Source organism: Candidatus Zixiibacteriota bacterium, from assembly GCA_036397555.1.
GTDB lineage: Bacteria > Zixibacteria > MSB-5A5 > WJJR01 > WJJR01 > DATKYL01.
In genome coordinates this window covers 16,938-35,829 of record DASWIS010000030.1, presented here as the reverse complement: position 1 = coordinate 35,829, position 18,892 = coordinate 16,938, and the positions used below count along the sequence as shown (strand labels likewise).

At 61.7% G+C, this 18,892-nt stretch carries 9 protein-coding genes; 8 read left to right on the top strand and 1 reads right to left on the bottom strand.

From position 1 onward, the window contains the following. The first annotated feature begins 530 nt into the window (after window positions 1-530). The 8 genes from VGB22_09365 to VGB22_09330 all read left to right on the top strand — a co-directional run bounded on the left by VGB22_09365 (window position 531) and on the right by VGB22_09330 (window position 17,091). On the top strand, window positions 531-3,614 hold the full coding sequence (locus VGB22_09365; GenBank protein HEX9751475.1) for a hypothetical protein: 3,084 nt from the start codon (window positions 531-533) through the stop codon (window positions 3,612-3,614). 198 nt (window positions 3,615-3,812) lie between these two features. Continuing rightward, on the top strand, window positions 3,813-6,158 hold the full coding sequence (locus VGB22_09360) for a T9SS type A sorting domain-containing protein (GenBank protein HEX9751474.1): 2,346 nt from the start codon (window positions 3,813-3,815) through the stop codon (window positions 6,156-6,158). 127 nt (window positions 6,159-6,285) lie between these two features. After that, on the top strand, window positions 6,286-7,131 hold the full coding sequence (locus VGB22_09355; GenBank protein HEX9751473.1) for a TIGR00730 family Rossman fold protein: 846 nt from the start codon (window positions 6,286-6,288) through the stop codon (window positions 7,129-7,131). Window positions 7,132-7,407: 276 nt separating this feature from the next. Further along, entirely contained in the window at window positions 7,408-10,137 is a 2,730-nt protein-coding gene (locus tag VGB22_09350) for a pitrilysin family protein (GenBank protein HEX9751472.1), read from the top strand. Window positions 10,138-10,536: 399 nt separating this feature from the next. After that, window positions 10,537-13,371, top strand: a complete 2,835-nt coding sequence (locus VGB22_09345; protein ID HEX9751471.1) for a M14 family metallopeptidase — start codon at window positions 10,537-10,539, stop codon at window positions 13,369-13,371. A gap of 32 nt (window positions 13,372-13,403) precedes the next feature. After that, window positions 13,404-14,027, top strand: a complete 624-nt coding sequence (locus VGB22_09340) for a DUF4398 domain-containing protein (protein ID HEX9751470.1) — start codon at window positions 13,404-13,406, stop codon at window positions 14,025-14,027. Between the two features lie 404 nt (window positions 14,028-14,431). Next, window positions 14,432-15,667: a GNAT family N-acetyltransferase gene (locus VGB22_09335; GenBank protein ID HEX9751469.1), complete on the top strand. Its 1,236-nt coding sequence runs from the start codon at window positions 14,432-14,434 to the stop codon at window positions 15,665-15,667. Window positions 15,668-15,873: 206 nt separating this feature from the next. Next, on the top strand, window positions 15,874-17,091 hold the full coding sequence (locus VGB22_09330) for an ABC transporter substrate-binding protein (GenBank protein HEX9751468.1): 1,218 nt from the start codon (window positions 15,874-15,876) through the stop codon (window positions 17,089-17,091). 80 nt (window positions 17,092-17,171) lie between these two features. Here VGB22_09330 and VGB22_09325 read toward each other — a convergent pair whose 3' ends face one another. Continuing rightward, a complete protein-coding gene (locus VGB22_09325; GenBank protein ID HEX9751467.1) occupies window positions 17,172-18,890 on the bottom strand; it encodes a carboxypeptidase regulatory-like domain-containing protein in 1,719 nt (572 codons plus the stop codon). Window positions 18,891-18,892: the final 2 nt, after the last annotated feature.

Below are 18,892 nucleotides of genomic sequence, written 5' to 3'. Positions count from 1 at the left end.
CCAAGGGCTGACCCGCACAGTACCGATCCCAATCCTGCCTGGTGTCAGCCCAAGGGCTGACCCGCACATTGAAACCCTACCTGTTGTCGTGTGCCGGTCAGCCCGTGGGCTGACCGGACGGGGGGAGGCAACGCGCCGGGCTCCTATACCAAAAGTTCAACAGGGTCGATTAAGGCACTATATACTAACGTGTTACAGGTGGCCACCATCCGGCCGTCTCTCGATGGCGGGCCGGGCGCTGGGCGACGTCGCTTTGTCAGATTGATTCCGTTGCAGAATGGGCAGTTAGCGCTTGACATGACAAATTCTTTGCTCATATTGATAGCCGGAAAATCGACTGGAGGTGGGTCCAGTCTTTACGGAACTCTTTACAGAATTTAACAGCCCTAAGGTTCTACAAGTGTGGATTCGGACGCGAATCCCGGAGGTGGTATATGGTAACTTGGGTAATCGAGCGATGTAGCAGTCGCTGGGCTCGGGCGTGCATTTGTACATGTGGCGGCGCCATAATCGCCGTCATCGCTTTGAGCTTGGCACTGGCGCCCACGCTGGCGCTGGCTGCGGAAGATCCACAACCGTCTCCACTTTTCGAACACAGTCTCAAAACCTCAGTCGACAAACTTGACGAACGGGACCGCTCGCAGGCGCCCGTTGAGGTGGCGGCTGCCGATGACGAACAGCCCGCCATCGATCAGCCCAGCGACCCGTCGCTGCTGGTGACCAATCAGGGCACGCCGACGTGCGAAGGTGCGACGGCGACCTGCGATGGCAAGCCGACCTGTGTCGGGTGGGTGACCTGCGAAGGGACGCCATCGTGCTTTACCGGCGGCGCCACCTGTGACGGCACCCCGACTTGTGACGGCGGACAAACCTGTTTCGGCGTGATGACCTGCCCGGGATTCGCCACATGCGAAGGCGAGTTTACCTGTAGCGCAGACGATCCCAACTGTCTGCCGCCGACTTTCCCGGGATTCCCGACTTGCGAGACCTTCACGTGCGAGAGTCAGAATTCCTGTCCGGGATCGCCGTCATGTTCCGGCACCGCCTCGTGCGACGCGACCAACACCTGCCAGGGTCAATTCACCTGTCCCGGCGGAGACTCCTGCGACGGGACGATCACCTGTCCGGGTTCATCGACATGCGGCTCGCAGACCTGCGATGATCAGCCCACGTGTCTCCATTACCCGACATGCAACAACACGCCCTCATGCGATGGCGCTTCGACATGTTGGAACACGCACACCTGTCAGGATTACCCGACATGCGGCGGCCAGCCGACGTGTCAGCAGTGGAGTTCCTGCGCGGGTGTCGCGACTTGTCCGGGCTGGATGACATGCGACGGTCAGGTCTCCTGCCTCGCCAGTGACATCACCTGCCAGGGAACGCCATCATGCGACGGCCTGGCGACATGCGGGCATTACATCAGTTGCGGTGCGGCCGCGACCTGTCCGGGCCAGCCGACCTGCGATCCCGCTGCACCGACATGCGATCAGGCGCCGACATGCCACACGTTCCAGAGTTGCGACGGCACGCCGACGTGCGATGGGCACCAGAGTTGTCCGGGAACATCAACGTGTATCGGATCGGCCACCTGCGGCAGCGAGCAATTGACCTGTGCCTCCGTCGGTACCTGTCCGGGTCAGCCGACCTGTCCGGGAACAACGACGTGCAACGAAGCCCTGCCGACATGCATGGGTATGGCCAGTTGCACCGGTTTTACCACCTGCATCGGCAACCCGACGTGCAACACGCTCACATGCGATGGTGCGACGGGGCCGACCTGTCAGGGAACTCTGACCTGCGCGTGGGCGAACACCTGTCCGAACGCGCCGACATGCGTCTTCCAGTTCACTTGCGATCAGCAGACGTGTCCGGGCGGCGCGCTCACCTGCGACGGCACAACCACGTGCCCGGGAAGCTTCTCCTGCGCCGACGTGAACACCTGCGCGGGCTGGGGCCAAACATGTCAGGGCTCCAGAACCTGTCCGGGCGCCAACACTTGTCCGGGCCAGTTTACCTGTCGCGGGGACGCGTCGTGTTATGGAACGCCGACGTGCGACCCGCATCACACCTGCGGCTCGATGTCCTCGTGCGCTGTCGGACAATCCACATGCGGGACCTTCGCCAGTTGCGTGGGCGCCAGTACCTGCCCGATCTATATCACGTGCAGCGACTGGAACACGTGTCCGGGAACCGGGACATGCTTCGGCACGATCTCGTGCGGGTCGTCGTTTACCTGTTTCGGCATTTCGACCTGTCCGGGCACTTTCACCTGTAACGGCACGACGACCTGTCCGGGTACGATCACCTGTCCGGATCAGCCGTCCTGTGTCCATACCGCCTCATGCCAGGGCACGCCGAGTTGCTTCGGGCTGGTGACCTGTGAGGGTCTTGTAACGTGCGGCACGTTCGGTCCCACGTGTTTCGGTGAATCGACGTGTCCGTACTTTATCACCTGCGACGGTTCGGTCACCTGCATCAATTCGATTTCCTGCAGCACCGACGGGCCGACATGCGGCGGATTCAGCTCCTGCCATGGTGGTCTGACATGCGCGGGAACGCAGACGTGTCAAACGCAGACCTGTCCGGGTCAGCCGACGTGTCGGGACTTCTATACCTGTCCGGGCTTCAATACCTGCGAGGGGTCCGCGACCTGCGGCAGCGGTCCGACCTGCAAATCGGCGACTTCACCGGGTGTTCCGACCTGCGACGGCACGCAGACGTGCCGTCCGGCGCCGACCTGCGGACAGACGCAAATCACCTGTGTCGGCTTCGAGACATGCGTAGGCATGGCCAGTTGCGTTGGGTACCTCACGTGCGATCCGGCGGGAGTCACCTGCGACATTCAGCCGACTTGCTGCTGGATGAACACGTGCCAGTGGACGCCGACATGCGTTGACATGGAGACCTGCTGGAACACGACCTGTCCGGGCGGCCCGACGTGTCCGGAACACGTGACCTGCTTCAACAACATCACGTGCGAAGGGTTCACGACGTGCCACTTCACGGCGACATGTGATGGGGCGCACACGTGCCCGAACACGCCGACGTGCTCCAATACGGCCAGTTGCACCGGAGCCGCGAGCTGTCCGGGTACCAACACCTGCGGCGGATTCCAAACCTGCGCGGCGGGCATGATCACCTGCGTGGGCGCGGGCACCTGCCCCGGCAATCCGACTTGTAATCGGACGCTCACCTGCTGGGCGAAGCTCACTTGCCAGGGTGCGGTCACGTGTCCGGGGACCAATACTTGCGCGCCGATCACGACGTGCGCCGGTATCCCGACCTGCGGCGGGTACCAGACCTGCAACGGGCTGCCGATCTGCTTCATCGCATGCGACTGCTCGTGCCACGGTGACTGTGCCGATTGCAACGGCGTCATCAACGTCTTCGATGTCGTCAAGGCGGTCGATGTGGCGTTCCGTGCCGGCGCATCCGCATTCTTCCCGAACTGCGTGCCGTCAGTGGCGGTGCCGTGCGAAGATGCGAACTGTGACGGAACGGTGAACGTCTTCGACGTCGTGCTGCTCGTCGACATCGCGTTCCGCAACGGCGACCCGAATCGGATCTGCGATCCGTGTCTGTGTACGCCGTACCCGACCAGTTGTCCGTAGTCGGTGGAACCAAGCCATACCAAACCGGGGTGGGATCAAGCGATCCCACCCCGGTTTCTTTATGCGGCCGCGCCCAACGTTTTGACAGCCGCTGCGTGCCGCCGGCGTTTTACTTTGAATATCCTTTCCGGGAATAGCGGGGCGCCTTATTTGTATGTGTTCCTGGATAGGGACAAGAACCGGGGGAGGGGTATCGAGATGAAAGCGGACCCGAATCGACAGGTCGTCCGAATGGCCGCAGCCCTGCTGCTGTTGATCGCCGGTCCCGCCGGGGCGGAGAACTCCGTCATCGTCGAATCGAAGCACGTCGAGCCGGGGGCCACGGATGTCAGGGTCGGGGTGTATCTGAGTAATGATGAACCGCTTTTGGGAGTCGTGGTGCCGCTTGAGATCCGATCGATTGAAGAAGGATCGTTCATCCGCGAGCGGTTCGAAGTCGTCTCTCAGGGGCGTGTGATACTGTCCGGACTGATGGAGTTTGGGGGGCTTTACTACTATGGGGAGCCGCGTGGACCAGTCGGATACACAGGTCAGGGAATCTGCCCGGAGTCTTACGCTTGGTCAGAGCAATCAGGATCAACAAGTCAGCCGGGGTTCTTCGAGAGCCCTGATGCCTTCATGTGGGTCGGGATCGTGGCAAGCGGCAATCCGCTGCCGGAGGGCAACGATCAGTCGGGTGAGCCGTCGATTCTGTTGCACTTTGATGTCACCGAGGTCACTGGCCGCTTCAAGATCGACACGTGCTGTGTTGCGCCCGCGAATAAATTCTCATTTGTTCCGCTCGCCCCGGCGAATATTCGGGGCCTGCTTTTCCCGCGGTTTCAGCCCGGCATGGTCACCGTCGGTGCGATGCGCCCGAATCTGCCTCCTATTGCCGTCTGTCATGATACCACCATAGGGACGGGGGCCATGCCGACGGTGCAAGTCAGCGCCGCGGTGATTGGCAGTCGATCGTTTGATCCCGATGGCGATCCGATCGGCTATTGGTTGATTCCTCACGGGGCTTGGGAACCGGGTGAACACCAAGTCACTCTTGTTGTCTCAGATGGTGTGCTCAATGACAGTTGTCAATCTCAGTTGACGGTCCTGGATAACCGTCGCCCTGTCGCGCAATGCCACGATGTGATCATTCGCAGTGACACATCCGGCGGTACGCGAGTATTTGCTTCGAGAGTGAACGACGGCTCGTATGATCCCGACGGAGACCGAGTGAGCCTGGCCGTCGTGCCCGACGGATGGTTGGCGGAGGGAATTCACGATGTCGTGCTAATCGTGTCCGATGGGGAATTGTCCGACACGTGTCCGGCGACTGTCGATGTCCGGGACAACACACGGCCCGTTGCCGTCTGTCGGGACACGACCATCGAATTGGATTCCGCCTGTACTGTGTTCATGGAGCCGAAACTTGTCGACGGGGGCAGTTACGATCCCGACGGAGACAATCTCTCACTCCGAGTTATCGACCGGCGCTGGCGCGGACCCGGCGAGTATGATGTTCAGCTCGTGGTCAGCGACCGTCCGCTCGAGGACACCTGCACAGCCCATGTTCGCATCGTTCAACGCACACCGCTGCATATCGATTGCCCGTCCCCGATGTATCTCTTCGTCCGCTACGGCGACGCGCCGGTCGTGCCGGATTATGCGCGTGAGGTTACGGCATGCGCCGTCGATGGCATACTCCGCAAGGAGCAGGATCCGCCCGCCGGATCATTCCTGACCCCCGCAGACACCACGGTGCGCATTACGGTTCATGATGAGTTCGGGGTCGTCGGCGAGTGTGTCGTGCCGTTGCCAAAGGTTGTGCGCCTGCGATCCGACGGGTTTTCTCCCGATGTGAATCGCCCGCTGCTCATTGTACAGTTCGACATTGAACCGGGCCAATGCCCTGGAGCGCTCAATGCCAAGTCGGACACTGGCGAAGTCAGGGTTGCGGTTCTTGGCTCGCCAAGCATCGACGTGGCGCAGTTTCGGCCGGAATCTTTCAGACAAGGCGATATCGCCGCGCTGCATTGGGAGTACGACGATGTGGCGACGAACGCATCCACGATCGATGCCGACCGGTGCCCGTGCCATCCGCCTGAGGCCGATGGCCACACAGATCTAATATTGTATTTCGCGCGCGAGGCGATGCTTTCAACCCTCGGCACGCCGAACGTCGGTTTGACTCTGCCGATTGGGTTTAGCGGTTTGACATCCCATGGGGACGTCGTTACGGGGTACGATTGCGTCCGGTATGGCGAATTGGCACGTGTCGAGCACGCTCCGACCGATTGGCAGCTTTCCCCAAACTACCCCAACCCCTTCAACGCCTCCACCGTCATCCGCTTCTCGCTGCCGGTGGCGTGCGACGCGCGCGTGGATGTCTATGATATCCTCGGACGGCATGTCACGCGGCTGATGGACAAGCCCTGCGATCCGGGGCGTCACTCGGTTTACTGGAGCGGCGAGGATGACCGGGGCAGACGTGCCGCCTCCGGCGTGTACTTCTATCGCTTGCAGGCGGGCGAGCAGGTCATGACGCGGAAGATGACGTTGCTGCGGTAAGATTACTGCCGTACCTATCCGACCGGTGAGGCGCGACCGCCCCGCCGGTTTTCTTGTTTCTGTGCCTGACAGGGCTTTGTATCAGACTTCGTTTTGGAACAGACACCGCCAGGGAGCACGAACGAGTATGACAGAAAACCACAAGCCGCATGATCGTTGGTGGGACGACTCACAGGCGTACATCAAGGCATACGAGGACATCGAGTTTCTCAATCTCGATGAGCTGCGCCCGGTGCGCCTGCAACTGGAACTGCTCAAGCCGGAATTGGCGCTGCGCAAGCGGCGGATCCGTTCGACGATCGTCGTCTTCGGCGGCACGCGCATCGTTCATCCCGAGGAGGCCAAGCGCCGCTTGGGCAAGGCCGAATCCGCCGTCGCGGCGAACCCAGGCGAGCCGCGTCTGGCAATGCGCGTAGAGGCGGCACGACGCATTCTGGCGAAGTCGCGTTTCTACGACGAAGCACGCTCGTTCGCCAAGATCGTCTCGACCGATAAACGCGGCAATGGCGATCAGGACTTCGTGATCGTCACCGGTGGCGGGCCGGGCATCATGGAAGCGGCCAATCGCGGCGCGTGGGAAATCGGCGCGGAGAGCATCGGGCTGAATATCACGCTGCCGCATGAGCAGGAACCGAATCCGTACATCACGCCGGAGTTGTGCTTTCAGTTTCGCTACTTCGCCATCCGCAAGATGCACTTCATGCTGAGGGCCAAGGCACTCGTCGCATTCCCCGGCGGCTATGGGACCATGGACGAGTTGTTCGAGGCCCTGACGCTGGTGCAAACCCGTAAAGTCCCCGAACTGCCGATCGTGCTGATGGGACGGGAGTTCTGGGACCGGATCGTCAACTTCGAGGAGTTCGTGCTGGAGGGCGTCATCGACCCCGATGACATCCATCTCTTCAAATTCGCCGAGACCGCCAACGAGGCGTGGGATCACATTCGCACTTTCTGGGACGAGCACGATTCGTGAGACCGTGCGCAACATTTCCCCGACTGGACCGTCTAAGCCGCAGGGGACCACGATATGGTTCTGGCCGTCCCCGTGCTTAGAGTGTCGCATTACTCCGTCGTGCCAATGGCCTGAGCCACGGCGGCTTACAATGTTTTGACATCCCACGGAGCACTTGATTCTTGGCCCCCGTTACTGCATGTTGTATGTTTCCGCGCCACGATTACGGCGTTCGTTGGGGATACCTTCAGATTTAGGCATAGAAGAAACTTAAAACCTTCCACCAAGGAGTCGAGGATGAATGCCTCGCGTATCGGGCTGGTTGTCGTTGCATTGGCGCTGCTGTTCGCCGCGCCGGTGTTGTCGGCCGATCTGCCGAAACTGGAATTCGAGAAGTACACGTTGCCCAACGGCATGGATGTGATCCTGCATCAGGATCCTGCGATCCCGATGGTTGCGGTCAATGTGTGGTACCATGTCGGCTCGAAGAACGAGGAGATCGGGCGCACCGGCTTCGCGCATCTCTTCGAGCACATGATGTTCCAGGGATCGGAGCATCACGATTCGGAGTACTTCGAGCCGCTGGAGAAAGTCGGCGGCGCCATCAACGGTTCCACCTCGGAAGACCGCACCAACTATTGGGAAAACGTCCCGAGCAACTACCTGGAGCTGGCGCTCTGGCTCGAAGCCGACCGCATGGGGTTCCTGCTGCCGGCGATGACCCAGGAAAAGCTCGATAACCAGCGCGACGTCGTCAAAAACGAGCGCCGGCAGGGTTTGGACAACCAGCCGTATGCGAAGTCCTACGAGCTGATGTTGCCGATGCTCTATCCCGATGATCACCCCTATTCGTGGACCGTGATCGGGAGTATGGACGATCTGAGCGCGGCGTCGCTGGAGGACGTCGGCAATTTCTTCAAGCAATACTATCATACGGCGAATGCGTCGCTGTGCATCGCGGGCGACTTCGATCCGGCCGAGGCGAAGCGTCTGGTCGAAAAGTATTTCGCGCCGCTGCCTCCGGGTCCGGCGGTCGACCGTCTGACCAACTGGATTCCGCAGTTGGATGGCGTCAAGCGCGGCACGGCCCAGGACAATGTCGAGCTGCCGCGTCTGTACATGGCGTGGCACACGCCCGGCTACTACAAGCCCGGCGATGCCGAGTTTGATCTGTTGGCCAACATTCTGGCCGACGGCAAAAACTCGCGGCTGTACAAGTCGCTCGTCTATGACCGTCAGATCGCCCAGGACGTGCAGGCCTACCAGTCGTCCGGTGAACTGTCCAGCACGTTCAACATCGTCGTGACCGCCAAGCCCGGCCACACCCTGGCCGAGATGGAAGAGGCGGTCGACGGCATCCTCAGGAACGTGATGTCGTCGGGCGTCACAGCCGATGAGTTGGCGCAGGCGAAAACGACCTGGGAGGCCGGTTTCATCCGCCGCCTGCAGGCGGTCGGCGGGTTCGGCGGTCGTGCCGACAAGCTCAATGAGTACAACACCATGCTCGGCGATCCCGGCAAGCTGCAATGGGATGCCGAGCGGTACACCAAGCCGACCGTCAACGACGTCATGGCCTATGCGCGGCAATATCTCGACATGAATCGCCGCGTCATTTTCACGATCGTCCCGCAGGGCACACTGGCGGAGAGCGAAACCGCACCCGATTGGACGGCGCAGCCCGGTCCCGGCGACGAGCCCACTTTCACGCCGCCGGAGATCAAGAGCGCAAAGCTCTCCAATGGCCTCGAAGTGTTTCTCGTCGAAAACCACAAGCTCCCGCTCGTGCAGGCCAATCTCGTGCTCAAGAGCGGCTGGGCGTCCGATCCCGCCGATCGTCCGGGCGCCGGTGCCATGTGCGCCGAACTGCTCAATGAAGGCACCAGGACGCGCGACGCGCTCCAGATTTCCGATGAAGAAAAGCGCCTGGGCGCCAGTCTCGGTACCAGCAGTTCTTTTGACGGTTCGACGGTCAGTCTGAACGTTTTGAAGAAAAACCTCGACGGGGCTTTGGCGCTCATGGCCGACGTCACGTTGAATCCGACGTTCCCCGCCGAGGAACTGGAGCGTCAGCGCACGCTCTACCTTGGACGGATTCAGCAGGAGTCCAAGCAGCCGGTGCAGACCGCGATCAAGGCATTCCAGAAAATGCTGTATCCGGAGGGGCACCCGTACGCACAGCCGTACACGGGATCGGGCACCGAGGCCTCGATCAATGCGATCACGCGCGAGGATCTGGTCGGTTTCTACCAGGCCAACTACTACCCGAACAACGCGGCGATCGTGGTCGTCGGCGACATAACGCTCGACGAGGCCAAGACCAAAATGGAGAAGGCATTCGGCTCCTGGAAGCCGGGCACCGTTGCGACGGCAACCGTCCCCGATGTCGCGCGTCCGGCCAGCACCAAGGTGTATATCGTCGACAAGCCCGGCGCCGCCCAGAGCGTGATCGTCTGCGGCCATCCCTGCATGCCGCGCAATCATGCCGACTGGACGCCGATGAACGTGATGAACAATGTGCTCGGCGGGCAATTCACCAGCCGCATCAATCTGAATCTGCGCGAAGACAAGGGATATGCCTACGGCGCGTTCTCATTCGTCTGGTCGCGCAGCGGCACGGGTCCGTTCGTTTCGTATGCGTCGGTGCAGACCGATGCGACCAAGCCCGCGATCGTCGAAATGCTCAAGGAAATCCGCGACATCGCCACGACACGTCCGTTGACGACCACCGAGCTGCAGGACAGCAAGAACAACCTCATCAAGGGGTTCCCGCAGGACTTCGAGAACTTCTCGGGCATCGCCGGACAGCTTGGATCGATCTTCCAGTATGAGCTGCCGATGGACGACTGGAAGACCTATGAAAGCCGCATCAACGCCGTCTCGAGTGAAGCCGCCACCGCGGCCGCCAAGAAGTATTTGGCGCCCGACAACATGGTCGTGGTGGTCGTCGGCGACCGCAAGACCATCGAAGCCGGCATCCGCGAACTGAATATGGGCGATGTCATGCTGGTCGACGCGGGCGAGCTGTAGAAGCCGTTGAGTCTTCTGTTCCGACGGGGACCGTGTGATGCGGTCCCCGTTTTCTTTTGCCTGGAGTTGCTTTTCGGCGATTCCTTGAAATCCGGACCAAGGGGCGTGTTGAAAAACCTCCCCTCGGTGATTCGCGTTTGATCGGGACGATCCTCTCTCCGGAGTCATTCCGAGCCCTTCGGGCGAGGAATCTCCAACGAGTTGTCGGCAGCCACGCGCGCATCGAGACCCCTCGCTTCGCTCGGGGTGACATTGAAGTAGGTTTTTCCAACACGCCGCACGGTCCGGGGCACCCTGCGGCGTTAATCATGGTTGCCGCCGACTCATCGTGCATCGATATTGTCGCGTCGTCGTCACGCACAAGGAATCGGAGCGAAGGCAATGAGGCGAGGTGATCGCATGATGTTCGGATTGGGCACTCCGGCGGGATGCCGTTGGACCACGATCGCGGTGGGACTGCTGCTGTTGGTGGCAACCGATGCCAACGCCGGCCAGTGGCCGCTGCTCTCCGAAGGCGCAGTCGCCGATTACTTCACGGAGACGACGTATGACCCGGCGGTCCCGTCGCCGGACAGCGTTCTCGGATACCCGCTCGGGTCGCGTCCGACGCGTTATAATGAAGCGATCAACTACCTGCGCGTCCTCTCGGACATGTCGCCGCGTGTGGAGATGATCGAAATCGGACGCACTTACGAGGGCCGCACGCTGTACACGTTTATTGTCAGCCATGAGGACAACATCGCCCAACGCGAGAGCATCCGCGCGGACCTCGCGCGATTGACACGCCCAAACCTGGATGGGACGATCCCCGGCGAGCAGGACATCGTCTCGGGCACTCCGGCGGTCGCGTGGATGGGGTACTCGATTCACGGCGATGAAATTTCCGGCGTCGATGCGGCGCTGTGGACGGCGTACCATCTGGCCGCCGCCACCGATGAGGACACGCGCCGGATCCGGGAGAATGTCGTCACGCTCATCGATCCGTCGCAGAATCCCGATGGTCGCGAACGCTACCTCGCGCAGGTGTATGCCTACACTGGTGCAGTCCCCAGCAGCTACGCGCGCGATTTGCAGCATGAGGGATTCTGGCCGTGGGGGAGGGCCAATCACTATCTCTTCGATCTGAATCGCGACTGGCTGCCATTGGTGCATCCCGAAACCAACGCGCGCGTGAGCGTCATCAATGCGTGGAGTCCGCAAATCGCTGTCGACGCGCACGAAATGGGCGCCTACAGCACCTACTTGTTCTCGCCGGGGCGCGAGCCCCTCAACGCCAACATCACCAAAACTATCCGTCGCTGGTGGGATGTCTTCGCCGCCGATCAGGGACGCGCATTCGATCAACGCGGCTGGAGCTACTACACCGGCGACTGGCATGAAGAGTGGTATCCGGGGTACGGCTCCGCCTGGACCCTGTTCACCGGCGCGATCGGCATCCTCTACGAACAGGCGGGCACCGGCGGCTCACCGGTCAGGAAGTACTCCGGCGACGTGCTTCACTACAGCCAGTGCGTCGCGCAGCAGACTGTCAGTTCGCTGGCCAACTTGCAGACCGCCGCCCAAAACCGGGCACGCCTGTTGTCGGACTATGCCGATTTCCACCGCGACGGCATCACCGGTCGTCATGAGGGATTGCGTGGGGCATTCATCCTGGCGCCCGGAGAGAACACCGGACGCGAGCATCGCTTCGTCTCCACGATACTGCGTCACGGATTGCAACTGATACGCGCCACGTCGTCGTTTGCGGCGGACGTCGTCGACGGGTACAGCAAGAAGGCCCGCCGGACTTTTCCCGCCGGAACATACCTGATCCCTCTGCAGCAACCGCGCGGGCTGCTGGCGAAGGCCATGCTCGAGTTCGATCCGCATCTGTCGCCCCAATTCCTGCAGGAGGAACGGCGCGAGGTGGAGAAGGGCAACGACACGCGGCTGTATGAGGTCACCAGTTGGTCGCTGGCGCTCGCGTATGATCTGGACATCACGTACGCGGCGTCCATCCCCGCCGCCGCATCCGAAGCGGTCCTTGAGCCGCCGTCACCGGGCCGGGGAAAAGTGTTAAATCCCGAGCCCACCTACGGCTTTCTGATTCCCACGATCGATGACCGCAGCATGAATGCGCTGGTGCGCATCTTCGATGCAGGACTGTCGGTACGGGCGTCCCTGCGTCCCTTTGTCCATCAGGAACAGAAGTTCGCGGCGGGGACATTGCTGTTGCGAAAGCACGAGAACGGCCCCGATCTGGAAGAGGCGCTGCGCGCGATTGCCGGGGAGACCGGCGTCACCATCATCGGTTCCTCGACAAACTATTCGTCCGGAGACCCGGATCTCGGTTCGGACCTGTTTGAAGTCTTGCGGGCGCCGCGCATCGGGATGTTCATCGGGTCCGATCATGATTTCACGTCGGTGGGCGTCTTGTGGTACCTGCTCGACTTCGAGTTGCGGTCACGGATGTCGCTGCTGGATGTCGGACAGCTTTCCGACTACGACCTCTCTGCGTTCAATGTCCTGATCCTGCCGTCGTACTGGGGCGATCCGTCATCCCGCATCGGCGACGAGGGAGCCAAGAAGCTCTCCACATGGGTCGAGCAGGGCGGGACGCTCATCGCCGAAGGATCATCGGCGTTTTTCTGTGCCGACTCGTCCAGCGGCCTGTCGGCGGCCCGTGAGCGCGGCGACGTCCTGGAAGACTTGAGCGCGTACGAGCGCGCGGTCGCCGAAGAGCGGGCGGCCCGGACCGCCACCGTCGACTCCAACGCGGTGTGGAATTGGTCCGCCGGTAAACAGCCCGGCGACAAGCGCGAGGATAAAGAAGCCGACACTAAAGACGCGGACGCGTTGCGACATCGCGATGACCGCGCGCGTCTGTTCCAGCCACGCGGCGTCATCATGCAACTGGAGCTGAATTCGGAACATTGGCTGACTTTCGGCGCCGCCGGACGGGCCAGCGCAATCGTGTACACCAAGGATGCGCTCATGGTCAAGCCGCCGGTACAGGCGGCGGCACGGATCGCCGACGCCGGATCGATGCGCATGGCCGGACTGCTCTGGCCCGAATCGCGCGAACGCTGGGCCAACACCGCCTACGCCACGCGCGAATCGAAGGGCAAAGGCCAGGTGATTCTGTTTGCCGACAGCCCATATTTCCGCTCATACTTCCACGGCACCAAACGTCTGTTCCTGAATGCCTGTCTTTTGGGTCCGGGGCTGGGAACTTCTGCACCGCCGCCGTGGTGAAAACGACACAGTCAATCCGCCGGGGAGGACCGATGAATCGGACACATGCATATCCGCTGTCGTACCGAGCACTGGGGCAGTGGCTGGTCGTTGCATTCGTGGCGCTGATGCTGGTCGGATGCAGCGCACCGCCCGATCAGGAAGAATCCGACGCCATCGCCGCGGTCAATGCGGCGCGCGATGCGGAGGCCGAGCGATTCGCCCCGGCCGAGCTCGGCCGCGCCACCGAATCGCTGGATCGCGCCAACGAGGAAAAGGCCAAACAAGACAAGCGATTCCGTCTGTTCCGCTCATACGGCACCGCCAAAGAGATGTACATCGAGACACGCAACCTCGCAGTGGCGGCGCGTGACGCCGCCGTGCGCGGACGCGGCGAACGCGGCGCGCAGTCGCAGCGCATGCTCGATCTGGCCGTCCGCTCGGTCGAGGCGTGTTCCGACACGCTGGCCGGTGCCCCGACCGGAAAGGGCACGAAGGTCGACATCGCGATGTTCCGGGAGGACATCGCCGAACTGAGCGGACGCATCCCGGCGATCCAGCCGTTGATCGACCGCGGCGACTTCGGCACGGCCGATTCGCTCTCGGCTGTGATCAGCCGCGATGCGACCGACTTGCAGACACGGATTCTGAATGCGTCGCGCAAGCCGAAACCGTAAACGTGCGATCGGCACCGCGTGCGGGTCAGCCCAAGGGCTGACCGGCACAGAGTGTCAGGAACTTGGCGCACAATGTTCTGCGTGAATTCGCCATCCACAGGACGTGCCGTGCTTTTGACCTGTGATTGACGGTTATCGATACCATATTCCGTGCGGGTCAGCCCTTGGGCTGACCTGCACGGATTGCCGGGAACCCGGCGCACAATGTTCTGCGTGAATTCGCCGTCCACAGGACGTGCCGTGTTTTTGAGCTGTGATTGACGGTTATCGATACCATGTTCCGTGCGGGTCAGCCCTTGGGCTGACCTGCACGGATTGCCGGGAACCCGGCGCACGATCTCCTCTGAGTAGTCACAGCCGAGCGGGGGTACGGTGTTCGTGACCTGCAATCGATCACCTTTTGCATGATCCGCATCCGTTCCATGCAGCGACGCGACCTGCCCGCCTATGGCCGGCTGGTTCACTACTGTTTCGGACTCAGCGAAGATTACAGGCACAAATACATCGACTTTATGTCGAAGCATCTGGACACCGCCTGGTGCGCGTCGGACGGCGACACACTGGCGGCGGGGATGTGGTGCTACCCCTTCCGGATGCGCGTGGGTGAACAGTTTGTACCGATGTCGGGTGTCGCAGCGGTGGCGACGGCTCCGGAGTATCGCAACAGCGGACTGGCGCGGGAGATGATGACGCGCGCGCACGCCGAGTTGCGCAAGGCGGGATATGCCCTGTCGGCACTCATGCCTTTCCGTCACGATTTTTACGCGCGCATGGGGTACGCCGACGTGTTTCATCACTGGGATGCCGTGTTCGCCCCCGCACAGATCGCGCCGGTAACGTTGCGCGGCATCCGGGTGCGCGAGGTCGATGGGACGGCCGAATGGAAGACATTGGACATGCTGCAGCGTGCGTTCGGGCGGCGATACCTGGGTCCGGTGACCCGGGATCGGCGGTATTGGAGTTTTCGCTGGCTGTTGGCACGGCAGGGGCTCCGACGCGTCCATCTGGTCTTACGGGCATCACAGCCGATCGGCTATGTCATCAGCGAGATGGACATCGAACCGCCGCCGGCGCGATGGCCAACGCGGGACGAGCTTTCCCCGGTCGGACGCAAGCTCGCGGTCAAGGAAGCGGTCTGGGCCGATGACTACGCCTTATCGGCGATTTTGCAATTGCTGCGCAGCTACCGCGATCACGCGGGACAGATTACGTGGTTTTTGCCCGTCGACTTCCCGATTCTCGATTTTCTGTCTAATCCCATCGCCGACGTGCGGCTGGTCAGCAAGATACAGTTTAAGCTCATTGACTTTAAACGCGCCATCGAAGAACGACGGTATCCGGCTGACCTCGACGGCGCGGTAAGCGCCGATGTGCAAGGGGATCCGACCAGCGAGTGGAACGACGGCCGTTGGCTCATCCGCTGGAGCGGCGGACGCGCCCGTGTCACGCGCAGTCGGACGACGAAACGCGGAGTGCCGCGGGCGAGCGGCGAGATCGCGGCGTGGAGTGTGCTCTACTCCGGACACCTGGTAACAGCCGAGCTGGTACAGCAAAAGCGGCTGACAGCCAACGCCGGAGCTGTTGAGATTTTGGAGCGTGCATTTCCACGGCAGGTGTGCTTCATGCCGGAGTGGTTCTGACCGGAATCATTGTGTGATCTATTACTTTAATTTATCAAGTTAATCATATGGCGTACAGCCGTTTGTATTGACAATGTCACTCGCGCGCGTCAAAATGGGTCGCTGCAACATCGCCCGCAAGTGCCGCGGTCTCCTTGTGTTAGCAGAATGCACTTGCCGAACGTGTTTTCTGCCTTAATCTTGCAGATAGAACCGGAGGTGCTTCCATGAGTCGGACGTCGCGACGACTGAACATACACGGGGTCAGTATCCTCTGTCTCGCTCTGGTCATCCCATTGCTGGTCGTGGGCACAAGTACGGCCCAGGACAAACCCACGATTACCATCGGCGCTGTGGTGTCGCTGACAGGACGCGATGCCGCGTTCGGGCGCGAGTGTCTGGCCGGTCTGACGATGGCCGTGGCCGAAGCCAATGGGCAGGGGGGTATCAAGGGGGCGATGATCCGTATTCAGTCATACGATGATCGCTCCGACCCGATCTTCGCCGCCGAAGGCGTGCGTGTCCTGGCACGTGAGTACAACCCCATCGCAATCGTCGGCTCCAGCACGTCGATGGTGACGCAGGCGGCCGCCGTGGCGGCGCAGGATGTCGGCATTCCCCTCGTGGTGCCGGAGGCGACCAATCCGGCGATCACCTCCATCGGCGATTGGGTCTATCGCGTGTGCTTCGTCGACCCCGATATGGCGGAGGCACTGGCCACGTTCGCGTATACCGATCGCAAGCTGCGCAAGGTGGCCATCATGCAGGAGGAACGGCACGATTACACCCAGTCGCTGGCGCGGCACTTCGACCGCCAGTTCCGGGCGCTCGGCGGCGAGATCGTGTTGCATGTCGGGTATCCGGCGGGACGCGCAGACTTCAGCGATGTCATCGAACAGATCAAACTGCGCAAGGCGGATGCGATCTTCGTTTCCGGATTCTATCCGGAGGCGGCGGCGGTCATGCGCGCCGCGAAAAATGCGAAGCTCACCGTCACCTTCCTGGGCGGCGACGGTTGGGAGTCGCCGGAGTTTTTTGCGATGTCGGGAGACGCGCTCGACCACGATTCCCGCGTCTTCATAGCGTCCCATTTTTCCGCCGATGTGACCCGCTCGAAGGTGCGCGGATTCGTTGACGCGTTCACCGAGCAGGAGGGTCACGCCCCGATCACATCGTCCGCGCTCGGTTTCGATGCGGGCGGCGCGGTTGTCGACGCCCTGGAAATGGCGCCGGAGTTGACGCATGCGGGCCTGAAGGCGGCGCTGTCGAATGTCCGTCACGAGGGCGTCACCGGGCAGATCGTGATGGATTCGACCCGCAACGCCCGCAAGAAAGTCATCATCATGCAGGCACGTCCCGATCAGACATTTGCGTTTGTCAGCGCGGTGTCGGGCAAGTTGCCGGACACCAAGGCCACGACTGCTGGCGGCGGTGTCCAGCCGTAACGCCGAGTGGAATCCACAATGACGAAAGGCCCGGACTCGTGACGAGTCCGGGCCTTTTGATGCGTGGTGTCGTCGGAAACCTATCCCGATGACCGTTCACTCGGGTCGACGATCTGCAGAACGCGCAACCACTCCGGATCCTGTCGCAGCGACTCCAGCCACGCGGGGTCGGCGATCTGAGTCAGCTCCTCGTACTTTTTGCGAACGTCCTTGTCCAGTCCTGCATTGGTCAGCGCGATGAGCATGCGCACGTAAATGCTCGATGGCTTGTCGGTGAGTTTGCGCGCGCGATCGAACTCTTTGGCGGCTTCCCGGAAATCTCCGGTGGCAAAGTGTGCTTCCGCCAAACCGAGGCGCGGCGCGATGGCATTCTTGTCGCGCTTGATGGCGGACTTGTAGTCATCGATCGCTTTGTCGAATTCCGACAGGGCGATGTAATACTCGGCGCGGCGCCGGCAGTGGTCGCTCTCACCCGGTTCCAGCTCGATTAAGTATCCCGCGCAGGTGACCGCATCCAGATTGCGGTTGGCGGCATGGTGCAATTGCGCCGCGCGGACGAAGTCGGATTTGGCCTTGACGGCATTGCCCGATTTCAAAAACGCCCAGCCGCGATACTGCAGCGCGTCGGCATTCTCCGGCTCGTACTCGAGTCCTTTCGTGTACTCGTCGATCGCCGCGGGCCACTGGCCCTGCTCCAGAAACGCCTTGGCCTCGGCAAAGTGGCCGCGGGCGCGCTTGAGCGGATTGATTTGCGGCGTCAGATCGGCTTTTCGGACTTTCAGCGTCTCCGTCGCGCGCGCCTTTACCGTGACGCTCGATGCGAAATCTTCGAATCCATCGACTTGCAGAACGATCGCGTGATTGCCCGCCGACAGACGTTTCACTTCGGGGGTATTCTTGCCGTAGAGAACGTTGTCCACGAAGACCAGAAAGTCCGAGAAATCGGCATCGATCTTCACATGGCCGAACGCGAGCCCCGAGGTCCGGGTTTCCTCCGCCGGGGTTTCTTCGACCGGCGCGGGTTCCGCCGGTGTGCCCTCGGCGATCAGCATCAACGCCGTATCGATCGACAACGGGGCCAGCACAAAGGCCATTTGCGCATCGAGGCCGCCCGTGCGCATCACCGTGCCGCTTTGCGACTGATAGCCGATTGCGGTCGCCGTGAGCGTAAATTGTCCCGTCGGCAATCCGCCGGCGGCAAACAGCCCCGCGGAATTCGTGCGCACCATCGGGCCATTGATGATGCTGATGCGCGCGTCGGGAATAATACGTCCGCTGACTCCGTCGATGACGACGCCGGAGATGGTGCCGCCCGGCGGGCCGACGATGATGTGCGCCAGGCCGATGGCCGCGAGGATTCCCAAAACGGCATACGCGGCCCATCTGGTGATGCTCTTCGGAGTCAGGATGCGGGCGCGTTTGATTTCATAGGGACGTCCTTCCACCGCGACCCGCTCGCCGGGAATCAGCCGCACACTGGACGGGAAGCTCAACGCGCGGCCATTCAGCCAGGCCACGCCGCTGGGCAACTGCACCTTCGGCACTTGCGAGACATCGTGCGGCTCTGTGGGGATCCGGCTCTCGGTCGTCATCGTACTTTTGTCGCCGCCGCCGGCGTCGTGATTGCCGTTGAAGTCGACCGGCTTGAGCCGCTCGTTGGCGGTCGGCGGGACGGCGTTCGGGCGCGGCAGGTTTTGCATGTGCAAGTCGCGCGAACTGTTTTGCGTGCGCGTGTCGGATTGCGGCCCCGCGTTGCTCTGCTTCTCGGAGCGTCGGCTGGTGGATGCGGCTGAACCCACTG

Excerpts from the sequence above, each read along its gene's own strand:
- VGB22_09360 (HEX9751474.1), top strand. The coding sequence starts at position 3,813 with ATGAAAGCGGACCCGAATCGACAGGTCGTCCGAATGGCCGCAGCCCTG.
- VGB22_09340 (HEX9751470.1), top strand. The coding sequence starts at position 13,404 with ATGAATCGGACACATGCATATCCGCTGTCGTACCGAGCACTGGGGCAG.
- VGB22_09350 (HEX9751472.1), top strand. The coding sequence starts at position 7,408 with ATGAATGCCTCGCGTATCGGGCTGGTTGTCGTTGCATTGGCGCTGCTG.
- VGB22_09355 (HEX9751473.1), top strand. The coding sequence starts at position 6,286 with ATGACAGAAAACCACAAGCCGCATGATCGTTGGTGGGACGACTCACAG.
- VGB22_09345 (HEX9751471.1), top strand. The coding sequence starts at position 10,537 with ATGATGTTCGGATTGGGCACTCCGGCGGGATGCCGTTGGACCACGATC.
- VGB22_09335 (HEX9751469.1), top strand. The coding sequence starts at position 14,432 with ATGATCCGCATCCGTTCCATGCAGCGACGCGACCTGCCCGCCTATGGC.
- VGB22_09330 (HEX9751468.1), top strand. The coding sequence starts at position 15,874 with ATGAGTCGGACGTCGCGACGACTGAACATACACGGGGTCAGTATCCTC.